Annotated in this window: 25 protein-coding genes; 11 read left to right on the forward strand and 14 right to left on the reverse strand. The window is 63.7% G+C overall.

All coding sequences use genetic code 11. The features are described 5' to 3' along the window. Positions 1-220 precede the first annotated feature (220 nt). The 8 genes from D1012_RS08225 to D1012_RS08260 form a co-directional block, all read right to left on the reverse strand. A complete protein-coding gene (locus tag D1012_RS08225) occupies positions 221-580 on the reverse strand; it encodes a HesB/IscA family protein (RefSeq protein WP_118150949.1) in 360 nt (119 codons plus the stop codon). Positions 581-607: 27 nt separating this feature from the next. Continuing rightward, on the reverse strand, positions 608-1351 hold the full coding sequence (locus D1012_RS08230; RefSeq protein ID WP_118150951.1) for a DUF3307 domain-containing protein: 744 nt from the start codon (positions 1349-1351) through the stop codon (positions 608-610). Continuing rightward, positions 1344-1976, reverse strand: coding sequence for a hypothetical protein (locus D1012_RS08235; protein WP_118150953.1), 633 nt, complete (start codon positions 1974-1976; stop codon positions 1344-1346). The genes D1012_RS08230 and D1012_RS08235 overlap by 8 nt, the downstream gene beginning before the upstream one ends. A gap of 136 nt (positions 1977-2112) precedes the next feature. Further along, positions 2113-2472 (reverse strand): SUF system Fe-S cluster assembly protein, encoded by a 360-nt coding sequence (locus tag D1012_RS08240; protein WP_118150955.1) that lies wholly within the window; start codon positions 2470-2472, stop codon positions 2113-2115. A 78-nt stretch (positions 2473-2550) separates the two neighbouring features. Beyond that, the gene (locus tag D1012_RS08245; RefSeq protein ID WP_118150958.1) at positions 2551-2952 is read right to left on the reverse strand and encodes a VOC family protein; all 402 of its coding nucleotides are present in this window, start codon (positions 2950-2952) and stop codon (positions 2551-2553) included. Positions 2953-2956: 4 nt separating this feature from the next. After that, positions 2957-3793: an arginyltransferase gene (locus D1012_RS08250; RefSeq protein ID WP_118150960.1), complete on the reverse strand. Its 837-nt coding sequence runs from the start codon at positions 3791-3793 to the stop codon at positions 2957-2959. 99 nt (positions 3794-3892) lie between these two features. Further along, complete coding sequence (locus D1012_RS08255) at positions 3893-4357, reverse strand: RDD family protein (RefSeq protein WP_233517050.1); 465 nt, start codon at positions 4355-4357, stop codon at positions 3893-3895. Positions 4358-4460: 103 nt separating this feature from the next. After that, positions 4461-4880, reverse strand: coding sequence for a DUF2852 domain-containing protein (locus D1012_RS08260; RefSeq protein ID WP_118151194.1), 420 nt, complete (start codon positions 4878-4880; stop codon positions 4461-4463). 334 nt (positions 4881-5214) lie between these two features. Here D1012_RS08260 and D1012_RS08265 point away from each other — a divergent pair, with 334 nt between their 5' ends. The 4 genes from D1012_RS08265 (at position 5215) to D1012_RS08280 (ending at position 8663) form a co-directional block, all read left to right on the forward strand. Further along, entirely contained in the window at positions 5215-5631 is a 417-nt protein-coding gene (locus D1012_RS08265; RefSeq protein ID WP_199489459.1) for a GNAT family N-acetyltransferase, read from the forward strand. 102 nt (positions 5632-5733) lie between these two features. Then, positions 5734-6477, forward strand: coding sequence for a triose-phosphate isomerase (gene tpiA, locus D1012_RS08270; RefSeq protein ID WP_118151196.1), 744 nt, complete (start codon positions 5734-5736; stop codon positions 6475-6477). Positions 6478-6541: 64 nt separating this feature from the next. Next, positions 6542-7471 carry an EamA family transporter gene (locus tag D1012_RS08275; RefSeq protein WP_118150964.1) on the forward strand — a complete coding sequence of 310 codons (930 nt, stop codon included), beginning with the start codon at positions 6542-6544 and terminating at the stop codon, positions 7469-7471. 10 nt (positions 7472-7481) lie between these two features. After that, positions 7482-8663, forward strand: a complete 1182-nt coding sequence (locus D1012_RS08280) for a cytochrome P450 (RefSeq protein ID WP_118150966.1) — start codon at positions 7482-7484, stop codon at positions 8661-8663. Between the two features lie 147 nt (positions 8664-8810). Here the strand turns inward: D1012_RS08280 and D1012_RS08285 are convergent, their stop codons facing one another. Beyond that, positions 8811-9272, reverse strand: coding sequence for an Lrp/AsnC family transcriptional regulator (locus D1012_RS08285; protein WP_118150968.1), 462 nt, complete (start codon positions 9270-9272; stop codon positions 8811-8813). A gap of 138 nt (positions 9273-9410) precedes the next feature. On the opposite strand from D1012_RS08285, the gene cobA reads away from it, so the two are divergent. From cobA to D1012_RS08315, 6 genes are all read left to right on the forward strand, one after another. Beyond that, positions 9411-10178, forward strand: coding sequence for a uroporphyrinogen-III C-methyltransferase (gene cobA / locus D1012_RS08290; protein ID WP_118150971.1), 768 nt, complete (start codon positions 9411-9413; stop codon positions 10176-10178). Continuing rightward, positions 10175-10492 carry a DUF2849 domain-containing protein gene (locus tag D1012_RS08295; RefSeq protein ID WP_118150973.1) on the forward strand — a complete coding sequence of 106 codons (318 nt, stop codon included), beginning with the start codon at positions 10175-10177 and terminating at the stop codon, positions 10490-10492. The genes cobA and D1012_RS08295 overlap by 4 nt, the downstream gene beginning before the upstream one ends. Position 10493: 1 nt before the next feature. Next, on the forward strand, positions 10494-12164 hold the full coding sequence (locus tag D1012_RS08300) for a nitrite/sulfite reductase (RefSeq protein WP_118150975.1): 1671 nt from the start codon (positions 10494-10496) through the stop codon (positions 12162-12164). Further along, the gene (locus D1012_RS08305) at positions 12154-12903 is read left to right on the forward strand and encodes a phosphoadenylyl-sulfate reductase (RefSeq protein WP_118150977.1); all 750 of its coding nucleotides are present in this window, start codon (positions 12154-12156) and stop codon (positions 12901-12903) included. The genes D1012_RS08300 and D1012_RS08305 overlap by 11 nt, the downstream gene beginning before the upstream one ends. After that, positions 12900-13304 carry a DUF934 domain-containing protein gene (locus D1012_RS08310; RefSeq protein WP_118150979.1) on the forward strand — a complete coding sequence of 135 codons (405 nt, stop codon included), beginning with the start codon at positions 12900-12902 and terminating at the stop codon, positions 13302-13304. Before D1012_RS08305 ends, D1012_RS08310 begins: the two co-directional genes overlap by 4 nt. Before the next feature lie 96 nt (positions 13305-13400). Continuing rightward, positions 13401-14237 (forward strand): ferredoxin--NADP reductase, encoded by an 837-nt coding sequence (locus tag D1012_RS08315; RefSeq protein WP_118150982.1) that lies wholly within the window; start codon positions 13401-13403, stop codon positions 14235-14237. A gap of 70 nt (positions 14238-14307) precedes the next feature. Here D1012_RS08315 and D1012_RS08320 read toward each other — a convergent pair whose 3' ends face one another. Continuing rightward, positions 14308-14991, reverse strand: a complete 684-nt coding sequence (locus D1012_RS08320; RefSeq protein ID WP_118151198.1) for a hypothetical protein — start codon at positions 14989-14991, stop codon at positions 14308-14310. Between the two features lie 320 nt (positions 14992-15311). Here D1012_RS08320 and infC point away from each other — a divergent pair, with 320 nt between their 5' ends. Continuing rightward, the gene (gene infC, locus D1012_RS08325) at positions 15312-15770 is read left to right on the forward strand and encodes a translation initiation factor IF-3 (protein ID WP_233517061.1); all 459 of its coding nucleotides are present in this window, start codon (positions 15312-15314) and stop codon (positions 15768-15770) included. Positions 15771-15998: 228 nt separating this feature from the next. Here the strand turns inward: infC and D1012_RS08330 are convergent, their stop codons facing one another. The 4 genes from D1012_RS08330 to D1012_RS08345 form a co-directional block, all read right to left on the reverse strand. Continuing rightward, complete coding sequence (locus tag D1012_RS08330; protein WP_147335642.1) at positions 15999-17138, reverse strand: hypothetical protein; 1140 nt, start codon at positions 17136-17138, stop codon at positions 15999-16001. An 89-nt stretch (positions 17139-17227) separates the two neighbouring features. Then, complete coding sequence (locus D1012_RS08335) at positions 17228-18229, reverse strand: molybdopterin-binding protein (RefSeq protein WP_118150988.1); 1002 nt, start codon at positions 18227-18229, stop codon at positions 17228-17230. Further along, positions 18226-19218: an XdhC family protein gene (locus D1012_RS08340; protein ID WP_118151200.1), complete on the reverse strand. Its 993-nt coding sequence runs from the start codon at positions 19216-19218 to the stop codon at positions 18226-18228. Before D1012_RS08340 ends, D1012_RS08335 begins: the two co-directional genes overlap by 4 nt. Positions 19219-19400: 182 nt before the next feature. Further along, entirely contained in the window at positions 19401-21380 is a 1980-nt protein-coding gene (locus tag D1012_RS08345) for an OmpA family protein (protein WP_147335643.1), read from the reverse strand. Positions 21381-21427 lie beyond the last annotated feature (47 nt).

The raw sequence follows: 21427 nt of genomic DNA on the forward strand, positions 1-21427 counted from the left end.
CAGGTGCCAACCGTTGAGGAGGGCGCTGCCCCCGCCTGCGGCCCGCCCGGAGTATTTTCACCAAGATGAAATCCGCGCCCCAGAATTGCTGCTTGCCAAATACTCCCGCGCGGAGCGCAGTACGGAGCCGGTTGGCCGCAGGCCAGAGGCGACTAAAAAAACAATGCGGCGCAGCCGCTCTATTTTCTTAAAGGCAAGCTCAGGTTTCTTAAAGGCAAGCTCAGGCAGAAGGCGCGTCCTTGAACTTGATCGACTCGCCGCAGCCGCAGGCTTCGGCCACGTTCGGGTTGCGGAATTTGAACCCGGCCTGCAGCAGATCGACCTCATAATCGATCTCGGTGCCGATCAGGAACATCTGCGCCATCGGCGCGATCATCACCCGCGCGCCGTCCTGTTCCACCACCTCGTCCAGCGGGTTGACCTCGGACACATAGTCCATGGTGTACTCCATCCCCGCGCAGCCGCCTTTCTTGACGCCGATGCGCAGGCCCTTGCGGTCCTCTTTCGCCATCAGGCGCGAAATCTGCTTTGCCGCCAGCGGGGTCAGGGTGACGGCGGCTTTGCCGGGGATGCCAAACATGTGGTGCTCCTTTGGTCTCTTCCCAATCTAGGGGGAAAGGTCGGGAATTCCAAGCGGCGGCAGCGCGGAAAGCAGCATCACCGTGCCGATTGCCACCAGCATCGCCCAGCCGAACGACGCCAGCGTGCCGATGATCACGTATTCCGACAGCCGCGACTCCTCCTTGACCGCGCCAAAGCGCAGCACCGATTTGGCCGCAATCAGAAAGCCGATACCGCCGGGCTCGCCGCCGAGGATCAACAGAAAGATGATCCCGCGTTCCAGCATGCCGATGATCCGGCCGCCACCGGGCAGACCATCCAGCCCGACCTCGCCCCAGGGCCGCATCAACAGGCCAAGGGCAAAGCCCCCGGCCCGGGTGGCAAGCACCGCCCCGGCGATGACCGTGAGGGCGGCGGGCAGCCAGAGTGGTGTGTGCGGGGCCCAGAAACCTTGCGTCCAAAGCTCGGGCACCAGCATGGCCACCATCAGCAGCGTCAGCAGATGCGCCGCCTGATCCGCCAGAAAGGCGGTGATCGCAGACAGCCGCGCCCCGATGGCCACTTTGGCCGCGTCCACCAGCAGATGCACCCCGGTCAGCCCTGCGACAACTGCCGCCGCCTGCGGCGTCTGCACGCCCAGCACCAGCGCCGTGATCCCGCCCACGATCCCGATATGCGCCAGCATCCAGCCCGGATGCCCCCCGGCCTTGGCCTGCGCCATGCGGTCAGGTTGCAGCACGAAATCGGCCAGCACATGCGCCAGCAACAGCAGGGCGAGGGTTTCAGCCATCGGTCGGCTCCGGTGAAAAATGGGCGGCAAAGGCGCGGGTGGCCTGATGGATCAAGGCAAAACCTGCCGCGTTCAGCCGGGCCGCGAACGCCTGCCGCGAGATCCCGACCATCGCCGCAAGCGCCTGTTGCGGCAGATCAAGGTCCGGGGTCAGCGACCATGCGACCGCTTCGGCCTGTTGCGGGGACCAGCCCCTGACCTGCGCATCAATATAGGCCATAAGGGCGTGGTGCAGCGGGTCTACCCCCTCTCCCGCCAAGGCCAGCCATTGACCATCAGCCATCGCGTCCAACGCCCGCCCCGACCGGACAAAGGCCATACCGCCTGCGGTGCCAAGACTGCCCTGATCAAAGCCATGGGCATCGCCGATTCCCAGCGCCATCCGACTGGACAGGCCCTCATCGGCGCAGAGCTGTGCCGCAAGATAAACCATCGCCCCCAGCCCCTGCCCTGCCGGGCCGACATAGACCTGCCAGCCATCGCCGCGATAGCGGTGAAACCGCGCCTTATCGCTGAACCGTCGCGCTGCTTTCTCGATCAGCGTCATGGTGGCATCCACCTGAGCAGGAGTGCTGCGGGTGGAGAGGATCAGATCGCCGGTGAGGACTGCGTGGAGCTTGACCATGATGCAAGTCATACGGCTTGCATTCAAGAAAAGCAAGCCAAATGGGTTGCATTCGCCTAAGGCAAGTCAAACGGCTTGCAAATGAAAAATGCAAGCCAGATGGCTTGCATTCAAAGGTTGACCAAGGAGGGAACGATTACATGAATCCCAATTCCAGCCGGGCCTCGTCGCTCATCATCTCCATGCCCCAGGGTGGGTCAAAGGTCATCTGCACATCGACCTGCTTGACCCCGGCCAGCGGTTCGACCGCATCAGCGACCCAGCCCGGCATCTCGCCCGCCACCGGGCAGCCGGGGGCGGTCAGGGTCATGGTGACGCTGACTGCGTTTTCGGGGTCAATTTCAATGGTGTAGATCAAGCCCAGATCAAAGATATTGACCGGGATTTCCGGGTCAAACACCGTGCGGCAGGCATCAACCACAGAATCATACAAAGGATGATCGGTGCTCGATGGTTTGATGAGCGGGGTGCCCTCGACTTTTGCTTCGCTGTTCATTCCGGCCTCATCAGGGGTTGTTGAGAGATTATATAGGAAATCCCGCCCGTCCCGTCCAGTGGGGTTCCCTTGATCGCGTCAGCCAGACGCATGTGGGGGCCCGATCAGATCCCAGCGGTTGCCGAACGGGTCGCGCCAGACCGCCACCCGGCCATAAGCCTCATCGCGGGGGCGCTCTTCAAACACCACCCCGGCGCGCAGCATTGCCTGATGGTCGCGGTCGAAATCGTCGGTGCGCAGGAACAGCCAGACCCGGCCGCCGCCCTGCGCGCCGATTGCCGCCTGCTGCACCGGGCCATCTGCCTGTGCCAGCACCAGCCGCGCGCCGCCCCCCGGCGGCTCCACCGTGACCCAGCGTTTGCGGCCCTGATCAATGTCTTCGGTCAGGCGGAACCCCAAGGCCCCGCAGTAAAACACGATGCCCGAGTCATAATCAGGCACGATCAGGGAAACGGCGGCCAGCACCGCGCCTTGGGTCATCCGGTCAGTCCCGGTGCGGGCGGGCTTCAGGCAGGTTGATGCGGGCGACCTGTTCGGCAATCGGGTCCATCGACAGCGGGTGCAACTCGGCCCGGTGCGCGGCGGGATCGCCCAGATCCTGCCATTGCCCGCCCTTGTAAATCTCAAGCGCGGAGAACCCGGCCTTGTAGCCCATCTTGCGGCTGCCGGGCACCCAATAGCCAAGGTAGACGTAAGGAAGACCCGCCTCCCGCGCGATGGCGATATGGTCAAGGATGATGTGGGTGCCAAGCGACAGATCCACCAGATCGGGGTCGTAAAAGCTATAGACCATCGACAGCCCGTCGTCGAACACATCGGTCAGGCAGACCGCAGACAGCACGTGGCCACGCTCCCCCGGACCAGCGGGGCGCGAGTATTCAATCACCCGGCTCTTGATCGGGGTTTCCTCGATCATCGCGGCGAATTCAAAGATATCCATATCGGCCATGCCGCCATCGGCGTGGCGCGCATCCAGATAGCGGCGGAACAGGGTGAACTGGTCTTCGGTGGCCCAGGGACTGGTCGCATTGCGGCGCAGATGGGCAGCGCGGCGCATGATCCGGCGCTGGGTACGGCTGGGCTGGAAATCGGCCACCCGGATGCGGGCGGAAAGACAGGCCGAACATTCGGAACAGGACGGGCGGTACAGCACGTTCTGGCTGCGGCGGAACCCCTGTTTTGACAGCGTGTCATTCAGCCGTTGCGCATGTTCCCCCTGCAGCGCAGTAAACAGCTTCCGCTCCATCCGCCCGTCAAGGTACGGGCAGGGCTGCGGTGCCGTCACATAGAACTGGGGCGCAATGGGAAGGGTGTGGCGCATGATTGACTGATTGGGAAAAGATGCGTCACGTTAGCAAGGCGCGCGCCAGACGCCAAGACGGCATTTCGCGCGCGCGGTCGCTTGCCGATGACCGTCGGATCACCGTGTCGACGGGCTGTTGATCGCCACCGAGCCCAGCACCAGATCGCTCAACCCCTGCCCGCGCGACGAGGTCAGCATCAGGACCACCGACAGCACCTGCGGCATCACAAAGGCCATCGACAGCGTATAGCCCAGCGTGTGCAGCAGCGCGGTCGCACCATCAAAGCGCTGGCCATTGCGGTCGAGAAACTCGATATTCATCAGCCGCATGCCCCAGGTCGCCGAGCGCCCGGTCAAGGTGGCCCAGCGATAGACAAATCCCACCACCAGAAACAGGAACGGCAGGAAAAACAGCGCGGTAAAGGCCGTGAATGGCACGATCACCGCCGTAACCAGACCGATCAGCACCAGATCAATCAGCCAGGCCAGAAGCCGCTTTGGCAAAACGCCTTCGTAAAAGGCGGCATGACGTTCGGGGTCGGGCTGCATATCTGACATCATCATGGGGGAAACAGTGCGCATGGGCGTGGTCCTGAAGCAAGGGGGACTGGAACAAGGGGGCGTGATCAGCAAACGGGCAACCAGAGCGTCAGCGGCCCCGATCGGGGCCGCCGGGCCTCAGGTCTCAGTATTCGCCGCGCGGCGAGTCTTCAGTGGTGGCGGCAGGACGGGCAGCCCCCTTGGCGCGGTCTTCCATGAACGAGTCGAATTCCTGCTTGTCCTTGGCATCACGCAGACGCTGCAGGAAGGATTCGAACGCGCCCTGCTCATCTTCCAGACGGCGCAGCGTATCGGCCTTGTAGGCGTCAAAAGCACTGTTGCCCGAGGAACGCCAGGCCCCATGGCGGCCCACGGATGCGTCACGGCGGCTGCCGCAGAACTTGCCTTTGAACATGCTTTTGCTCCATTTGTTGGCGTAGGTCATATAGATCACAAGGGCGAGGCCGACGGGCCAGACAAAGACAAAGCCCAGCACCATGGCGGCGATCCACGCCCCCCGGCCCCGTGAGTCCATCCAGTCTTCGGCACTGCGCAGTCGGTCCATCAGGCCGCCGAGCGCAGGCGCTTTGGCGGTGGTATCGGTTGAATAGGTCATCAGCGTCTCTCCATCTCGGCGGCAATATCGGCACGGATGTGCCATCAGGCTTGATGTGAATGTCCTTCACATGACCCAAGATGCACATCACCTGCCCCGCATTCAAGATGCGATGTAAAACATTTTTACATTTTCTTGCGGACAAGAGCCTCAGTGGCAAAAACCCCGTACTCCGGCCCCGTGACAACCGACGCTGGGCAGACAGCCGCAGGCACAGTAACATCGCACCATCATGACCCAGCCCGTTGCGCGCCCTTACTCAGCTGAAGATCAAGCCGCCTGCTTGGCGCTGTTTGACAGCAATGTACCGCAGTATTTCGCGCCGTCAGAACGCGCCGAGTTTTGCGTCTGGCTGCAAAACCTGCCGCATCCCGACCGGCCCTATCTTGTGCTGTCACAGCACGGCGCGGCGGTGGCCTGCGGCGGGCTGATGCTGGAACCGGCGACAGGTCAGGCCACGATGGTCTGGGGCATGGTGGACCGTCGGTTGCACCGGCAGGGGTTGGGCACGGTTCTGACACGGGAGCGGATAGGTCTGGCGCTGGCTTGTCCCGGCATCACCCGGCTGCACCTGTCTACCAGCCAGCACAGCACGGCCTTTTATCAGGGCTTTGGCTTTGCCATCACCCGCATTGTGCCAGACGGGTTTGCGGCGGGGCTGGATCAGTATGACATGACCTTGCCGCTTTCAGGGGCATAACAACTTACCCACCTGCCCCTCCGCATCGGGGTTTTGCTGCTTGTGTCACACAGGTCGGCGGCTATGATCGCCGCGATTGAGCGACCTGTGGGAGAACAAGACATGCGCAAGCTGGCGGCTGGAAACTGGAAAATGAATGGCACGGGGGCCAGCCTGTCAGAGGTGGTGACCCTGCTGAACGCGCATCCGGCCCCGGAGTGCGAGATGCTGCTCTGCCCGCCCGCCACGCTGCTGGCACGGATGGCGGATGTGGCCAAGGGCACATCGCTTCGGGTCGGCGGGCAGGATTGCCATGCCAACACCAGCGGCGCGCATACCGGCGATCTGTCGGCGGGCATGTTGGCAGAGGCCGGGGCCACGCATGTGATCGTCGGCCATTCCGAACGCCGCACCGACCATGCCGAGACCGATGCGCAGGTGATGGCAAAGGCGCAGGCCGCGCAGGTGGCCGGTCTGGTCGCGGTGGTCTGCATCGGCGAGACCGAAGGTCAGCGGGATGCAGGCGACACGCTGGATGTAATCGGTCGCCAGCTGACAGGCTCGGTCCCCGAAGAATCCACCGCCGCCAATCTGGTGCTGGCTTATGAGCCGGTCTGGGCCATCGGCACCGGGCGCACGCCGACGATTGCCGAGATTGCCGAGGTGCATGCCTTTATCCGCGCCCGCCTGACCGCCCGCATCGGCGCGCAGGCGGATGGCGTGCGGCTGCTCTACGGCGGCTCCGTCAAGCCCTCGAATGCCGCCGAGATTTTTGCGGTGCCGCATGTCGATGGCGCGCTGGTCGGCGGGGCCAGCCTGAAGGCGGCCGATTTCGGGGCCATCGTCGCGGCGCTGTCAGCGGCCTGATTGCGCCACAGGTCCGTCGCGGGCAGACAAGCCTGAACGCAAGGGGGCGGGCATCACTGAGGGCATGACCCATGCCCCTGCCCTGCTGCCCCCGTCGTCACTGCCGCTGGCCCATCTGGCCTGTGCGGCCTCGATGCTGGTCTGGGCGGCGGGGCTGCCCGCCGCCGATCTGCTGATTCCGCATGTGCCCGCCATCACCCTGACCGCCGCCCGCATGGGGTTGGCGACGATGGTCCTCTTGCCACTCTGGCTTATGATCGACGGGCGGCGCGCGGTGCTGGGCGCGGCCTGGGGCACCGGGTTGCTGATCGGCGCTGTCACCTGTCTGGGCGCCTTTGGCCTGATCCTCGGCCAAGCCCGGTCGGATGCGGTGACGGTCGCCATCGTTTCCGCCGCGATGCCGATTGTCGGCATGGGGATCGAGGTGGTGTTCGATGGCCGCCGGATCACGCCCGCGCTGGTCCTTGGCATGGGGCTGAGCCTGCTGGGCGGGCTGATCGCGCTGGAGGGCGGCGGGGATGCGGCGGGCGGCGGCACGCTGCTGGGGGCGCTGTTGTGCCTGGCCTCGGTGGTCGTCTTCACCTTTGGCTCGCGGCTGACCGTCACCGCCTTTCCCGGCCTGTCGCCGCTGGGGCGCACCACGATCACGCTTTGCGGCGGCGCGCTGACCGCAGGGGTAATGGCGGCACTGGCCACGCTGACCGGCCTGCCCGCCCCGAACTGGTCGGCGCTTGGCGCGACCGAGGCGGGGGCGCTCTTGATCTACGCCTTTGCCGGGCTGGCGTTGTCGCAGCTGTTGTGGATCGTTTCGGTCGGGCGGCTGGGCATTGGCCTCGCCTCGCTGCACATCAACGCCACGCCGTTTTATGTGATGCTGATCCTGTTTGCCGTCGGCGGCCCGTGGCTGTGGCATCAGGTGCTGGGGGCGGCGCTGGTGGCATTGGGGGTGATGGTGGCACAAGGCCTCTTGCACCCGGCCCGCGCCCGGGGCTAAGCCTTTGGCCATGCAGACCCTTGCCCAATCCCCGACCGCGCCGGACTTTGTCCAGAATCCCTACCCGTTTTACGAACGCGCCCGCGCGGCGGGCCCGTTCTTTCACTGGCAGGACTATGACCTGATCTGCACGCCAAGTGCCGCAGCCGCCAACGCGATCTTTCGCGACCGCCGTTTTGGCCGCGAGGTGCCGCCCGAGCTGGCCCGCCCCATCGCGCCGCACACCGCGCCATTCTACGCGGTCGAGGCGCATTCGATGCTGGAGCTGGAACCGCCGCGCCACACCCGCCTGCGCTCCCTCGTGCTGCGCGCCTTTACCTCGCGCCGGATTGCCAGCCTGCACGGCGATGTCGAGAGCCTGAGCCACAGCCTGATCGACGCGCTGCCCGAGGGCGCGTTTGACCTGATCACCGGCTTTGCCCAACCGCTGCCGGTAATCATCATCGCCCGCCTGCTGGGCGTGCCCGAAGATATGGCCGGGCAGCTGCTCCGCTGGTCGAATGCGATGGTCGGCATGTATCAGGCCCGCCGGACCCATGAGATGGAAGTGGCCGCCAGCGACGCCGCCCGCGACTTTTCCGATTTCCTGCGCAGATATGTCGATGAGCGCCGCAAAGCCCCCGCCGATGACCTGATCACCCAGCTCATCGCGGCGGAAAGTGACGGCGAGCGGCTGTCGACCGACGAGCTGATCACCACCTGTATCCTGCTGTTGAACGCTGGCCATGAGGCCACGGTGCACACCATCGGCAACGGGGTGAAGACCCTGCTGCAAACCGGCACGGTCGCGCAGATCCTGTCGCCCGAAACGCTGCCGGGCGCGGTGGAGGAAATCCTGCGCTTTGATCCGGCGCTGCACATGTTCACCCGCACGGCCTATGAGACTGTGGAGGTGATGGGCCACACCTTTCACCGCGGCGATCAGGTCGCGCTGCTTCTGGGGGCGACCAACCGCGACCCGCAGCTCTGGGACCGCCCCGGCAAATTCCTGCCCCATCGCCCCGCCAAACCCAACCTGACCTTTGGCGCGGGCCTGCATTTTTGCGTCGGCGCCCCGCTGGCGCGACTGGAGCTGCAGATCGCCCTGCCGATCCTGCTCCGCCGCCTGCCCGGCCTGCGTCTGGCCGGGGTGCCGCGCTACGCGGATGTATATCACTTCCACGGGCTGGAGCGGTTGATGCTGACCCGGTGAGGGCTGCGCCAGCCCCCCCACCCCAGCCCTCCCCCACGAGGGGGGAGGGAGGCGCAGAATTGCAGGCGGGGCGTCTGGACAGGCTGTGGAAGCCTCCGGCGGGAGTATTGGCAAAGCAGCAATGCGGGGGCGCTGCAGGCGGGGGCGTCAGAGCGGCAGAACGGTGGTGGATTTGATCTCTTCCATGCTCAGAAGCGCGGTGACGTTGTAGATCTTCACCTCGGAGATCAGCGCCTGATAGAACTGGTCATAGGCGCGGGCGTTCTTGACCCGCACTTTCAGGATATAGTCGATGTCACCCGCCAGCCGGTGCGCTTCCAGCACCTCGGGGCGGTCGCGCAGGGTCTTGAGGAATTTGCGCTGCCAGTCGGCCTCATGCTCCGAGGTGCGGATCAGCACGAAGAAACAGGCCTCCAGCCCCAGCGCCTCGGCATCCAGTATCGCCGTCTGCCGGGTGATGACGCCTTGTTCGCGCATCCGGCGGATGCGGTTCCAGACCGGAGTTTTGGATGACCCCACCTTGCGGGCAATTTCATCCAGCGACTGGCTGGCATCCAGCTGCAATTCGCCAAGGATTTTCCGGTCCAGTTCGTCCAGTTGGGCCGCCATTCGCCATTTCCCCCGTTTTACGGAACCCCTGCCCCGCTTTGGCGCAGTATCGGAACAGGTTTCCTTATCTGCAAGGGGGCATGGCCCTGCACAGGGAAAATATCCTATATTGAGGTCTGCAAACCAGAGGATTCTGCCATGACCCCGTTGCATCAGCCCGCGCTGCCCGCTGTCACCTTTGCCGGTGCCGGTCCGGGTGCGGCCGAGCATCTGACGCTGGGGGCCTTGCGGGCGCTGCAGGAGGCCGAGGTGGTGATCCATGACCGGCTGGTGGGCGACGAGATTCTGGCGCTGATTCCGCCGCATGTCGCGCGGATTGATGTCGGCAAGCATGGCTTTGGCCCCTCGACCCCGCAAGACACCATCAATGCCACGCTGGTGGCCCATGCAATGACCGGCGCGCGGGTGGTTCGGCTCAAGGGCGGCGATTGCGGGATTTTCGGGCGGCTGGACGAAGAGATGGATGCGCTGAGTGCGGCCGGTCTGCCCTTCCGCATCCTGCCCGGCCTGACCTCGGCCAGCGTGGCAGCTGCAACCATCGGCCAGAGCCTGACCCGGCGCGGGCGCAATGCCAGCCTGCGCATTCTGACCGGGCATGACATGGCGGGCTTTGCCGAACAGGACTGGCGCGGTCTGGCCCGTGCGGGAGAGGTTGCGGCGATCTATATGGGCAAGAAATCCGCCCGCTTCATTCAGGGTCGACTGATGATGCACGGTACATCGGCCACAACCCCCATCAGCATCGTTGAAAACGTCAGCCGCCCCGATCAGCGGATCATCGGCACCACATTGGCCCAATTGCCCGAGGCCATTGCCGAATGCGACGGACCTGCGGTCATTCTCTTCGGTCTCGCCCCGCGTGAGGCCGGTCATTCCCTTGCCCAGCTGAAAGAAGCCAAAGCATGAGCCGCCGTTTCACCCCCAAAGTCGTCACCGCCAACCGCCTGCGCGAAGGCGATGTGGTCTATCTGACCGCCGATGATCAATGGTCGCTGTTTCACCATGAGGCGGAACTGATCGACGATGAGGCGCATGCACAGATCCGCCTGCTGTTTGCCTCAAGCCAGAAACTGGCGGTGGTCGGCCCCTATCTGGCCGATGCCAAGCAAGGCCAGAACGGGCCAGAGCCGGTGCATTTCCGCGAGGCGTTCCGCACCCGTGGCCCGTCAAACTATGATCACGGCAAACAAGCCGATTTCCCTGCAGATCTGGGGGTTTGAGATGTATTCCTATTCCGATTTCGACGACTCCTTCGTCCGCGCCCGCGTCGCGCAATTCACCCAGCAGGTCGAACGTCGGCTGGATGGCTCGCTGACCGAAGAAGAATTCCGCCCCTTGCGGCTGATGAACGGCCTCTATCTGCAACTGCATGCCTATATGCTGCGGGTGGCGATCCCCTATGGCACGATCAGCCCGCATCAGATGCGCCAGCTGGCCTATATTGCCGACACCTATGACAAGGGCTACGGCCACTTCACCACCCGGCAGAACATCCAGTTCAACTGGCCCAAACTGCCCGATGTGCCTGCCATTCTGTCGGCCTTGGCTGATGTCGAGATGCATGCGATCCAGACCTCTGGCAACTGCGTGCGCAATGTGACCGCTGACCATTTTGCGGGTGCGGCGGCGGATGAGATCGAAGACCCCCGCCCCTATGCCGAACTGCTGCGGCAATGGTCCACTGACCATCCGGAGTTCCAGTTCCTGCCGCGCAAGTTCAAGATCGCCATCACCGGCAGCCCGAATGACCGCGCCGTGACCCGCGCGCATGACATCGGGTTGCGGATGGTTAAGAACGCCGCTGGCGAGTCCGGGTTCGAGGTGATGGTCGGCGGTGGTCTGGGCCGCACGCCGATGATCGCGCATACCGTACGGGATTTCCTGCCCGTGGCCGATCTGCTTCCTTACGTCGAAGCGGTGCTGTCGGTCTACAACACGCTGGGACGGCGCGACAACAAGTACAAGGCGCGCATCAAGATCACCGTGCATGAGACTGGGAAAGAAGAGATTTCCCGCATGATCGAAGAGCGGTTCGCCGAGCTGCGCCCGCTGTTCGGCGGCCATGATCAGGAGTTGCTGGAAGACATCCGAGCCGCCTTTGCGCCTCCCGCCTTCCGCAATGCGCCGGTTGATGCCTATGACGCGTTTTACAAGGCCGACCCGGTGTTCCGGTCTTGGGCCGATACCAATCTGGCCGCGCATCGCAATGACCAGTATGCCATCGTCACCATCAGCGTCAAAGCCCATGGCCAGACGCCGGGCGATGCCTCGTCCGATCAGATGCGGCTGATGGCCGATCTGGCCGAGCGCTATGGCCATGGCGATCTGCGCATCAGCCATGAGCAGAACGTGATCCTGCCGCATGTCCACAAATCCGACCTGCCTGCCGTGCATGCGGCTTTGGCGCAGGTCGGTCTGGCCACCGCCAATGTCGGGCTGATTTCCGATATCATCGCCTGCCCCGGCATGGATTATTGCGCCCTTGCCACTGCGCGCTCGATTCCCATCGCAACCCAGATCGCCGAGCGGTTCAAGGCGCTGGATCTGGAGCATGAGGTCGGGCCGCTGAAGATCAAGATTTCCGGCTGCATCAACGCCTGCGGCCACCACCATGTTGGCCATATCGGCATTCTGGGGCTGGATCGGGCGGGGGTGGAGAATTACCAGATCACCCTTGGCGGCGACGGGTCGGAAACCGCCGCCATCGGTGACAAGACCGGGCCGGGCTTTGCCTATGACGAGATCGTGCCGGCGGTGGAACGCATCGTGCGCGCCTATCTGACAGTGCGCGCAGCACCCCAAGAATCATTCCTCGAAACCTTCCGCCGTCTGGGCATGGACCCGTTCAAGGCCGCGCTCTACGACACCGAAAGCGCTCAGGATGCCGCGTGACCTGCACTCCGGCCCGGTGGCGGACCGGGTGCAGGCGCTGAACGCGCGCTACAAGCACCATTCCGCAACCGCCGTGCTGGAACACTCTCTGCGCGACGCTGATCTGGGCCATGTGGCGCTGGTGTCGTCCTTTGGCGCGGAATCGGTGGTGCTTTTGCATCTGGTCTCGGTGATCGCGCCGGAAACCCCGGTGCTGTTCATCGACACCCGCATGCTGTTTGCCGAGACGCTCGACTATCAGCGTGAGCTGGCGGAAAAGCTGCATCTGTGCGACGTCCGCACCATCCGCGCCAATCCCGCACGGGTAAACTTTGAAGACCCTGACGGCACCCTGCACCAGTTCAACACCGATGCCTGCTGCGCCGTGCGCAAGGTGGAGCCGCTGGAACGGGCGCTGTCAAAGTTCGATGGCTGGATCACCGGGCGCAAGCGCTATCAGGCTGACACCCGCACCACGGTCGATTTCTTCGAGGCCGAAGGCGACACCCGGATCAAGGTCAACCCCCTCGCACACTGGGGCCGCGAAGACCTTGAGGAATACATCGTCAACAACCGCCTGCCGCGTCATCCGCTGGTGGCCAGGGGCTATCCCTCCATCGGTTGCGCGCCCTGCACCAGCCCGGTGAAACCGGGTGAAGACCCGCGCGCAGGCCGTTGGCGTGGAACACAAAAAACCGAATGCGGCATCCATTTCATTGATGGCAAGCCGGTTCGCATCACAAAGGACACCGCCGCATGAGCGTGATCGTCACCGATACGGGCTTTGCGCCCGCCCCGCTGGTCAGCAGCGTCACGCTGGACCAGATCGCCGCCCATCAGGGCGCGCTGGATTTGACCCACACCGATGACCCGGTGGCGGTCGAACCCTATCTGCCCGACCTGTCGCTGATCCGCATCTCGTTTCCCGCCTTCAGCGATGGCCGCGCCTTTACCATCGCGCGCCGGTTGCGGATGCTGGGCTACATGGGCGAGTTGCGCGCGATCGGCCCGGTGATCTCTGATCAATACGCGATGGCCCGCCGTGTCGGCTTTGACTCGGTTGAAATCCCCGATGATCTGGCCGCCCGCCAGCCCGCAGAGCAATGGGTGTTCCGCGCCGACTGGCAGGCGCACAACTATCAGGCCCGCCTGCGCGCCTGAGTCCCCCAACCTGTCCCTGAGACACCCCGCCGCTTTCCTCTGATCCGGATCATAGCTAAAAGGAAGACGCCGGTGTACCCGCCGGACACAACTCTCATGACCGAAGTGACCCTGATGACCGACGAAAAGACCGCCGCAGCCCCCGTCAAACCGCATCTGCCCGATGCGGCCAAGGTGACTTCGGTGACCCATTGGACCGACCGGCTGTTTTCCTTCCGGGTCGAGCGTCCGCGCACCCTGCGCTTCCGCTCGGGTGAGTTCGTGATGATCGGCCTGCTGGGTGACACCGGCAAACCCCTGCTGCGCGCCTATTCCATCGCCTCCCCCGCCTGGGATGAAGAGCTGGAGTTCTACTCGATCAAGGTGCCCGATGGCCCGCTGACCAGCCGGTTGCAGCACATCAAGGTCGGCGACGAGATCATCCTGCGCCCCAAGCCCGTGGGTACGCTGGTGCATGACGCGCTGTTGCCCGGCAAGCGGCTGTGGTTTCTGGCCACCGGCACCGGCATCGCGCCTTTTGCCAGCCTGATGCGCGAACCAGACACCTATGAGAAATACGACCAGATCATCATGATGCACACCTGCCGCGAAGTGGCAGAGCTGGAATACGGTCGCCAGCTGGTCGACAGCCTGAAAGATGATCCGCTGATCGGCGAGATGGTAGGCGACAAGCTGTTGTATTACCCCACCACCACCCGCGAACCCTTTGCGCGCATGGGTCGGGTCACCGACAACCTGTCGTCGGGCAAGGTGTTTGCCGACCTTGGCCTGCCGCCGATGGACCGCGCCACCGACCGCGCCATGGTCTGCGGCAGCCTCGCGTTCAACGTTGATGTCAAAGCCATTCTCGAAGGCTTTGGCCTGCGCGAAGGCGCCAATTCCGACCCGCAGGAATATGTGGTGGAAAAAGCCTTTGTCGGCGACGGCATCTGAGCCCGCGACCAGAGCTAAAATGGAAAAGGCCGCGCAATCTGCGCGGCCTTTTCCATTCTGTCAGCCCGGATCAGAGGCCGAGCGCAGCTTTGACCTGGGTGATCACACCCTGCAACAGCGCCGGGTTGGAAGCAGCAGCATCGACTGCCGATTTCAGCGTGGTCTTGGTGGTGGCATCCAGCGACGAGCCGTCAATCAGACCCTTCACCGCGTCGGCGTTGAAGTTGTCCGGATCAAGCGCTGCAGCTCCAGCAGTGGCGGCACTGCTTGCCGCCTCATCAGCGGCATCGGCAGCATTCTCGGCAGCTTCTGTCGCCGCATTGGCAGCATCAGCGGCACCATCAGTTGCGGCGTCGGCAGCGCCTTCGACAGCCTGAGCAGCGGCGGCGGCAGCACCCTGAGCCGCTTCGGCTGCGGCTGCTGCAGCAGCTTCGGCAGCAGCGGCGGCCTCTTCCACAGCTTCGGTCACGGCGGCGGCTTCGGCTTCTGCGGCGGCTATGGCAGCCTCTGCCTCGGCGGCGGCCTCAGCTTCTGCGGCAGCCAGAGCAACGGCGGCCTCTTCGGCGGCGGCAGCAGCGGCGGCTTCGGCCTCTGCTGCGGCGGCAGCGGCAGCTTCCTCAGCGGCGCGCGCTTCGGCAGCGGCAGTCGCAGCAGCCTGTTCGGCGGCCTGTTGTGCCGGCAGGTAGCTGAATTGATAATACCCGCCCGCCGCCAGCAAGATAACAATGGCGCCGATGATTACACTCTTGTTCATGTTCAGTACTCCCATTGCCGGGTGTCCCGCCCGGTTGTGCGGTTCATATGGCATTTGACACCCCCGTTGAAAAGCCACTTGCCGCGATGCGGCATGGATTCCGCCATGCATTTCGGCGATTCGACGGAAATTCCACGCTTTTCCGGGGTGGTTCGGCAATGAATCGCATTGAACCCAAAGCAAGGGAAGACTATCTTGCCCGCGCTTGAGCAAACCACAAAAGGACGCACACCATAGCCCGCAGACCCCATAACGCCCCGCCACAACGTGACACCGGCCCGCGTATCAATGATCGGATCCGCAGCCCGGAAATCCGCCTGATCGGTGCGGATGGCGAAAACGTTGGCGTCGTGACGCCCGCCCGCGCCATGGCCATGGCGGAAGAGGCCGGCCTCGATCTGGTCGAGATCAGCCCCAATGCCGAGCCGCCGGTCTGCAAGATCATGGATTTCGGCAAGTTCAAGTATGAGACGCAAAAGCGCGAAGCCGAAGCGCGCAAGAAACAGCACATCATCGAGATCAAGGAAATCAAGTTCCGTCCCGGCACCGATACGCATGACTATGACGTCAAGATGCGCTCGGTGCTGAAGTTCCTGAGCGAGGGCGACAAGGTCAAGGTGACACTGCGCTTTCGTGGCCGCGAGATGGCCCACCAGGATCTGGGGCTGGAGCTTCTGAACCGCGTCGCCGCCGATGTGGCCGAGGCCGAGGCAGGCAAGGTCGAATCCTTCCCCCGGCTCGAAGGCCGGCAGATGGTGATGATGATCGGCCCGAAGTAAAGGCCGGAATTTTCGCAGAAAATTCGTATCGGAATGCGGGGGCCAAGGCCCCCGTTTTCACAAAATAGGATATTCTGAGAAAGGAGACGACCCCATACTTTTCCGGGTATCTTGCTGAGATGATACATAGGGTCATTTCACCCCTTTTTCGCAAACAGGGTGGCAAGAAGTGTCACATCTGTCTTCATCAGCCAGTCGAACAAAAGGATCCGTTCAAAGATCACCTCATCAGGTCGTGCCCACGCGAATGAATGTATTGCACAAATCGGTTACGGATTCCACGATGCCGTCGGATTCAAAGGCCCTGTATCTTTCCCGGAAGTCGGACATTTTGCTGCCCAGCTTCCTTTTTGTGAAGGCCTCGCCGCCGGACATACGGTACACGTCCTCCTTGGGCGCGCCCAGATACCCTACAAGCCTGCCGGCTCCCATGTTCTGCACCAGAAATGCAGGCACCTGAAAACTGGTGGAATCCAGACAAATCATGCTCATCTTGCTGACCTGACCTGTCTTGATCAGGAAATAGACAAGCGGTTCCAGCGTCAGCGCCTGACTATAGAAAGAGTCCAGATCGATAACGTCGAAGCGAGACGAAAGAAGCCTCCTGACCAAGTCTGACTCCCGCTTGTAGCGCTCATCAGCCCGGAAAATCACCTTTAAGCTTCGGCCGTGATCTTTCTCGGCGCGCTCTATCAGACTCCCATAAAGGATGGCAAGCTCCTGCTGATTTCCAAAATCGTACATCCCGTCGTGAAATGTTTTCGTGCACCAGGGACGATAGGCAAGCATCACACATTCGTCCAGGTCGACTCCGGAAAGCTTTTCCAGATTGCAGAACTTCCTGATCTTGACGCTGCGATCGAAGAAGTCAGTAAGAAGCGAAAAACTCAAAGTTTGGATTGGGCGATCAGCCGCCAACTTGACAGTTGTTTTGTGCACGAATCCGAAACTAAGATATTGATCTACTGTCACTTCATCTGAAAAGACATTAGACAATCTTTCCACATATGATTTTCCATGCATCGCGTTCCCAAATCCGTCAGGATAAAAGGAAACCAAATTTCGCTTTTTCGGAAAGACTGTGCGCACCATATTCAGGTTCCTGACAAGAGCCTGGAACTGAGTGTCGTCGTGATGAAAACAAACAGATCTTATGCTGTCGCAATCCTCAAAATACTGCACCGCGGTCTCAAAATCACAGAAGTCATCCCCAATTTCCTGAGCCTGTGGCAGCATGTTTTTGTCAATCACAATCTTCGATTTCTCCCCTGCGGCAGTAAAGAACTCGTGCATCATAATTGCCGGAAGAAGAAAGAGCTTGGTGCTGGGGCAGAAAATAATATTACCGCATTTTCCCGTTTCAGGCATTATGGTCTTTTCCATTTACTTTTGAGAGCCCCAGGTCGCTGAGGTGTTGCCCCAAGATCGCCTGATGAGGCGAGAGGATCAAGCGCTCTTTACCCACGCTCGCGCGGGTGCGGGCGGATCGGGATTTCTTTCAGCAGACCACCTACCCCCATCGCCGCGATTTCGGCATCCGTCAGCACCAGCCCGCAGGCCAGCCGCTCCAGCACCCAGTCGGCCCCGTTCAGCGCCGGGCTGCGTGCACATCCCGGTAGTCCGATCACCGGACGGCTGCCCAGCTGGCCGTGAAACAGCAGATTGCCCGGATCGACAGGCATACCGAACCGCGCCACCTGCCCACCCGCGCGGCGCAGCGCCTGCGGGGCAGTGTCATGCAGGTCTGACGTGGCTGATCCGGTCAGGATCAGCACCATGGCACCCGCGCTTGCACCAAGCGCGTTTGCGATCGCGACCTCCTCATGCGGCACCGTCACGCATTCCCTCAGCTGCATCCCCAGGGCGCGCAGCCGCGCCGCCACCGCCGCGCGGCCCTTGCTGGCCAGCTTGTCCGGCAGGCCCGGCACCTCGGTCAGGATCAGGCTGGCATCGGGCAAGACCACCGGGCGCACCCGGATCGCCGCGCGCGCCAGATCGCAGGCCCGCGCCAGACCGGATTCGGACACAGCATAGCTGATGATCTTGACCGTCCCCGCCAGCGTTCCCGGCTCCACCCGGGTAAAGGGCGCAAGTGTGGCCAGCGTGATCGACGGATCCACCGCATTCAGCGCATGGATCGCCGCGGCATCCAGCTCCACCAGCCCCGGCCCCACTGCGTTCAGGTTGACGCGCCCGGTAAAGGCCTTGGTCAGCGTCAGACCGGCCGCCACCGGGTCGGGCACCAGCGCCTGCGCCAGACGGGTGGCGGCGCTGTCCTCATCGACATCGCCGGGTTCCAGCCGGGCCACCATCACCCGCGCCACACCTGCCGCCCGCAACTGCGCCAGCTCGCCCGCGCCCAGCACCACACCCTTGCGCAGCCGACCGCCGCCGTCCATGACCGAATGCGCCAGCACCGCGCCCTCCGCCTGATCCAGCGGCACTTCGGCAAAGATCATGCGCCCCTCCGCAGGGTCAGGGTGATCTGCGCCAGCACCGACACCGCGATTTCCGCCGGGGTCTTGGCGCCGATATCCAGCCCCACCGGCGCATGGATGCGCGCAATGGCGGCCTCCGTCACGCCCGCCGCCCGCAACCGCTCCAGCCGTTTGGCATGGGTGCGGGTGGAGCCGAGGCAGCCGAGGTAAAAGCACGGGCTGTCCAGCGCGGCCAGAATGGCGGGATCGTCCAGCTTGGCATCATGGGTCAACGTCACCACCGCTGTCCTTGCATCGGGGGCAAGCGCTGCCATCGCCTCATCGGGCCAGTCCTCTACGATCTGTTCACCCGGAAACCGCTCGGCGCTGCCAAAGGCCGCGCGCGGGTCGATCAGGGTTGGCGCATAGCCACAGGCCCGCGCCATGATCAGCAAGGGCTGGGCAATATGCACCGCCCCCACCACGATCAGCCGCAGGGGCGGGTTCTGCACCGCAACAAAGCGCCCGTCCTCCTCCATCCCTGACTTGTCCGACCGCAACCGGGCATCCACCGCCGTCTCCTGTCCCGGTTCGACCAGCGCGCGCGACCAGTTGTCCAGCGCAACAACATAGCCCCGCGCCTGACGCGCCGCCCGCGCCGCCACCAGCGCCTCCAGCAGCGCAGGCGGCAGGCGGTCGCCGCCCGCGCCCACCGGCTCCACCAGCACCCGGATCGTGCCGCCACAGGCCAGCCCGACCGCAAAGGCGCTGTCATCGCTGACGCCAAAGGTCAGCAGGCGCGGCACGCCATCGGCCATCGCCTCCAGCGCCTCAGTCACCACCGCGCCTTCGACACAGCCGCCCGAGACCGAGCCCATGATATCGCCCGCGCCCGAGATTGCCAGCTGGCTGCCCGCCTGACGCGGGGCAGACCCCCAAGTCTCGACCACGGTGGCAAGCGCCGCCCCACGCCCGGCGCGATGCCAGTCAAGGGCGATTTCGGGAATACGATCGTGGTCAAGGGCGGTCATGGTCATCCTCACTCCGCCTCAGGGCGGGCTTTGCCCGAGTATGAGCCACAGGGTTGCGCTGTGCCACTGGCAAAAGGTGGCATGTGCGCAGACCGGACGCGGGCACAGCACTCTTGCACAGTAAAACGCCGCAGGCACAAAGCCCGCGGCGTTCAATCGTTTTTGCCTTTTTCTGCGCGCCTTTAACGCAAGGCTGCGGTCCGCATCAGCGGCGTGATCACCCGCACCACGGCGCGGCGGTTGCGACGTTCATCTGCCTGCGTATCAACGCGCAACTCTGACTCGCCATAGCCCTGCACCACCATGTTTTCCGGCGGGATGCCGTAATACTCGGTCAGCGCCAGAGCCACCGACTCCGCCCGCCGGTCCGACAGGGTGAGATTGTAGGACGCAGATCCCACGGCATCGGTATGCCCTTCGATCAGGAACACCTCACCGGGGTTGTCCAGCAGGATGTCGTCAATGATCCGGCCAATCGAGGCCAGCTTGCGCGCCTCGGTCGGGCGGATGACCGCCGAGCCGGAGTCAAAGGTGATGTTGTCGACATCAATCGTCGCCGCCAGATCCCGCACCTGCGGAATCTCGCGGATCTGACGCAGGCTGAAGGTCCGGCCCAAGGCCCGTGCCTCTTCACGGGCAAGCGCCGCTTTCATCGCGGCATCGCTGTCATTGGTCGAGATCGTCACCCGGTCGGGGCGTGGGCGCGGCAGGGTTGAGATGTCGATCTGCTCTTCACGCACCAGATCGTCGATCAGCACCACCTCGTTGCCACGGTCGTCATAGGTGGCACGGCGCAGCACCCGGCCAGACGCGTCGCGGATCGTCACAACCTGCACCCCATCTTCCCGGTCCACGGTCGAGCGGGTCGAGCCATCATTGAACGTCTCGGTCCGCACCGTGGCCCCCGGACGACGCAGCAGCGTGTCGTCATCCTTGTAGACTTGGAAATTGCCTTGCGGATCGCGCACCACCACGCGGTCGCCGGTGTTTTCCACCACTTCCCGCCCGTCGCTGAGCACCTTGCCGACCACCAGCGCGCCAAGCGCCAGCAGGCCGACCTTTTCCAGATTGGACAGGCCGGATTTCTTGTTCTCCCCCACCGCTGTCGGGGCGGCGGTGAACTCTTCGGCAGAAGAACGGGTGGAGTCTTCGGTGACCGTGGTCACTGTCACGTTGTCAGGAACCGGCTGCGCGACAGGAGCCTCGGCCCCCTCGGCAGGTGTGGCCCCGGTTTGTACGCCGAAGGCAGCAATCGCCGCCGCAATGGCACTGACGGGTTCACCCGCATCCCCATTGGCATCCGCAGTGGAATCGGGTGCTGTCAGCAGCTGAAACAGCGACTCATTCTCTGCTTCGGTCACAACCGGCACGTCCACCGGAGCGGCTGCAGGCTCGGGGACGGCTACCGTTTCTGGCGCGACCGGCGCTGCCTCGGCGGGCGCTGGGGCCGGTTCTGCTTCAGGCGCGGTTTCCGCCGTCGCCTCAGGTGCTGCAGGCTCTGCCGAAGCCTCGGGCGCGACCGTCTCGACCGCTGCGGCCTCTTCTGCCACACGGGCAGCTTCTGCCGCTGCGGCTTCTTCCGCTGCTACGCGCTCTGCCTCCGCCGCCTGCTCTGCCGCCGCCTGCTCTGCGCTTGCCTGCTCTGCGGCGACCGCTTCAGCTGCGGCTGCGGCTTCCGCCGCTTGTGCAGCCTCTGCCTCTGCGGCTGCGGCTTGGTCAGCTGCCCGCGCGGCTTCTGCCGCTGCGGCCTCGGCTATGGCCGCCTGCTCGGCTGCCGCTGCATCTTCTGCGGCACGGGCCGCCTCTGCGGCGGCAGCTTCTTCTGCCGCAAGTGCCGCAGCTGCCGCCGCCTCATCATTGGCCACATCTGCAACATCGGCCGCGACTGCAGCCTCAGCTTCTGTGCGCGCAGCATCCAGCGCGGCCGCCGCTGCAGCTTTCAGCTGCTCTGCATCCCCTGCCAGAAACTGTATCGTGATCTGATCCATGTTACAGACCTGCCCAGCCGGAACCGAACACAGAACTGATCCGTCCTGCATCAGAATGGAGCCATCTTCGGCAACGGTCAGCTCGTCGCCAAAGCCCTGCGCCATCAGCGGCCAGGGCGTGATGGGGGTCAGGGCAAGTGACAGAACCGTAGTGGTCGAGAGCAATCGTTTCATGGTCTTCCTTTCGCGTGGAACCAGTCCGCACCGCACCCGCGACTCGG

It is taken from the genome of Pseudotabrizicola alkalilacus (assembly GCF_003443995.1).
GTDB classification, from domain to species: Bacteria; Pseudomonadota; Alphaproteobacteria; order Rhodobacterales; family Rhodobacteraceae; genus Pseudotabrizicola; species Pseudotabrizicola alkalilacus.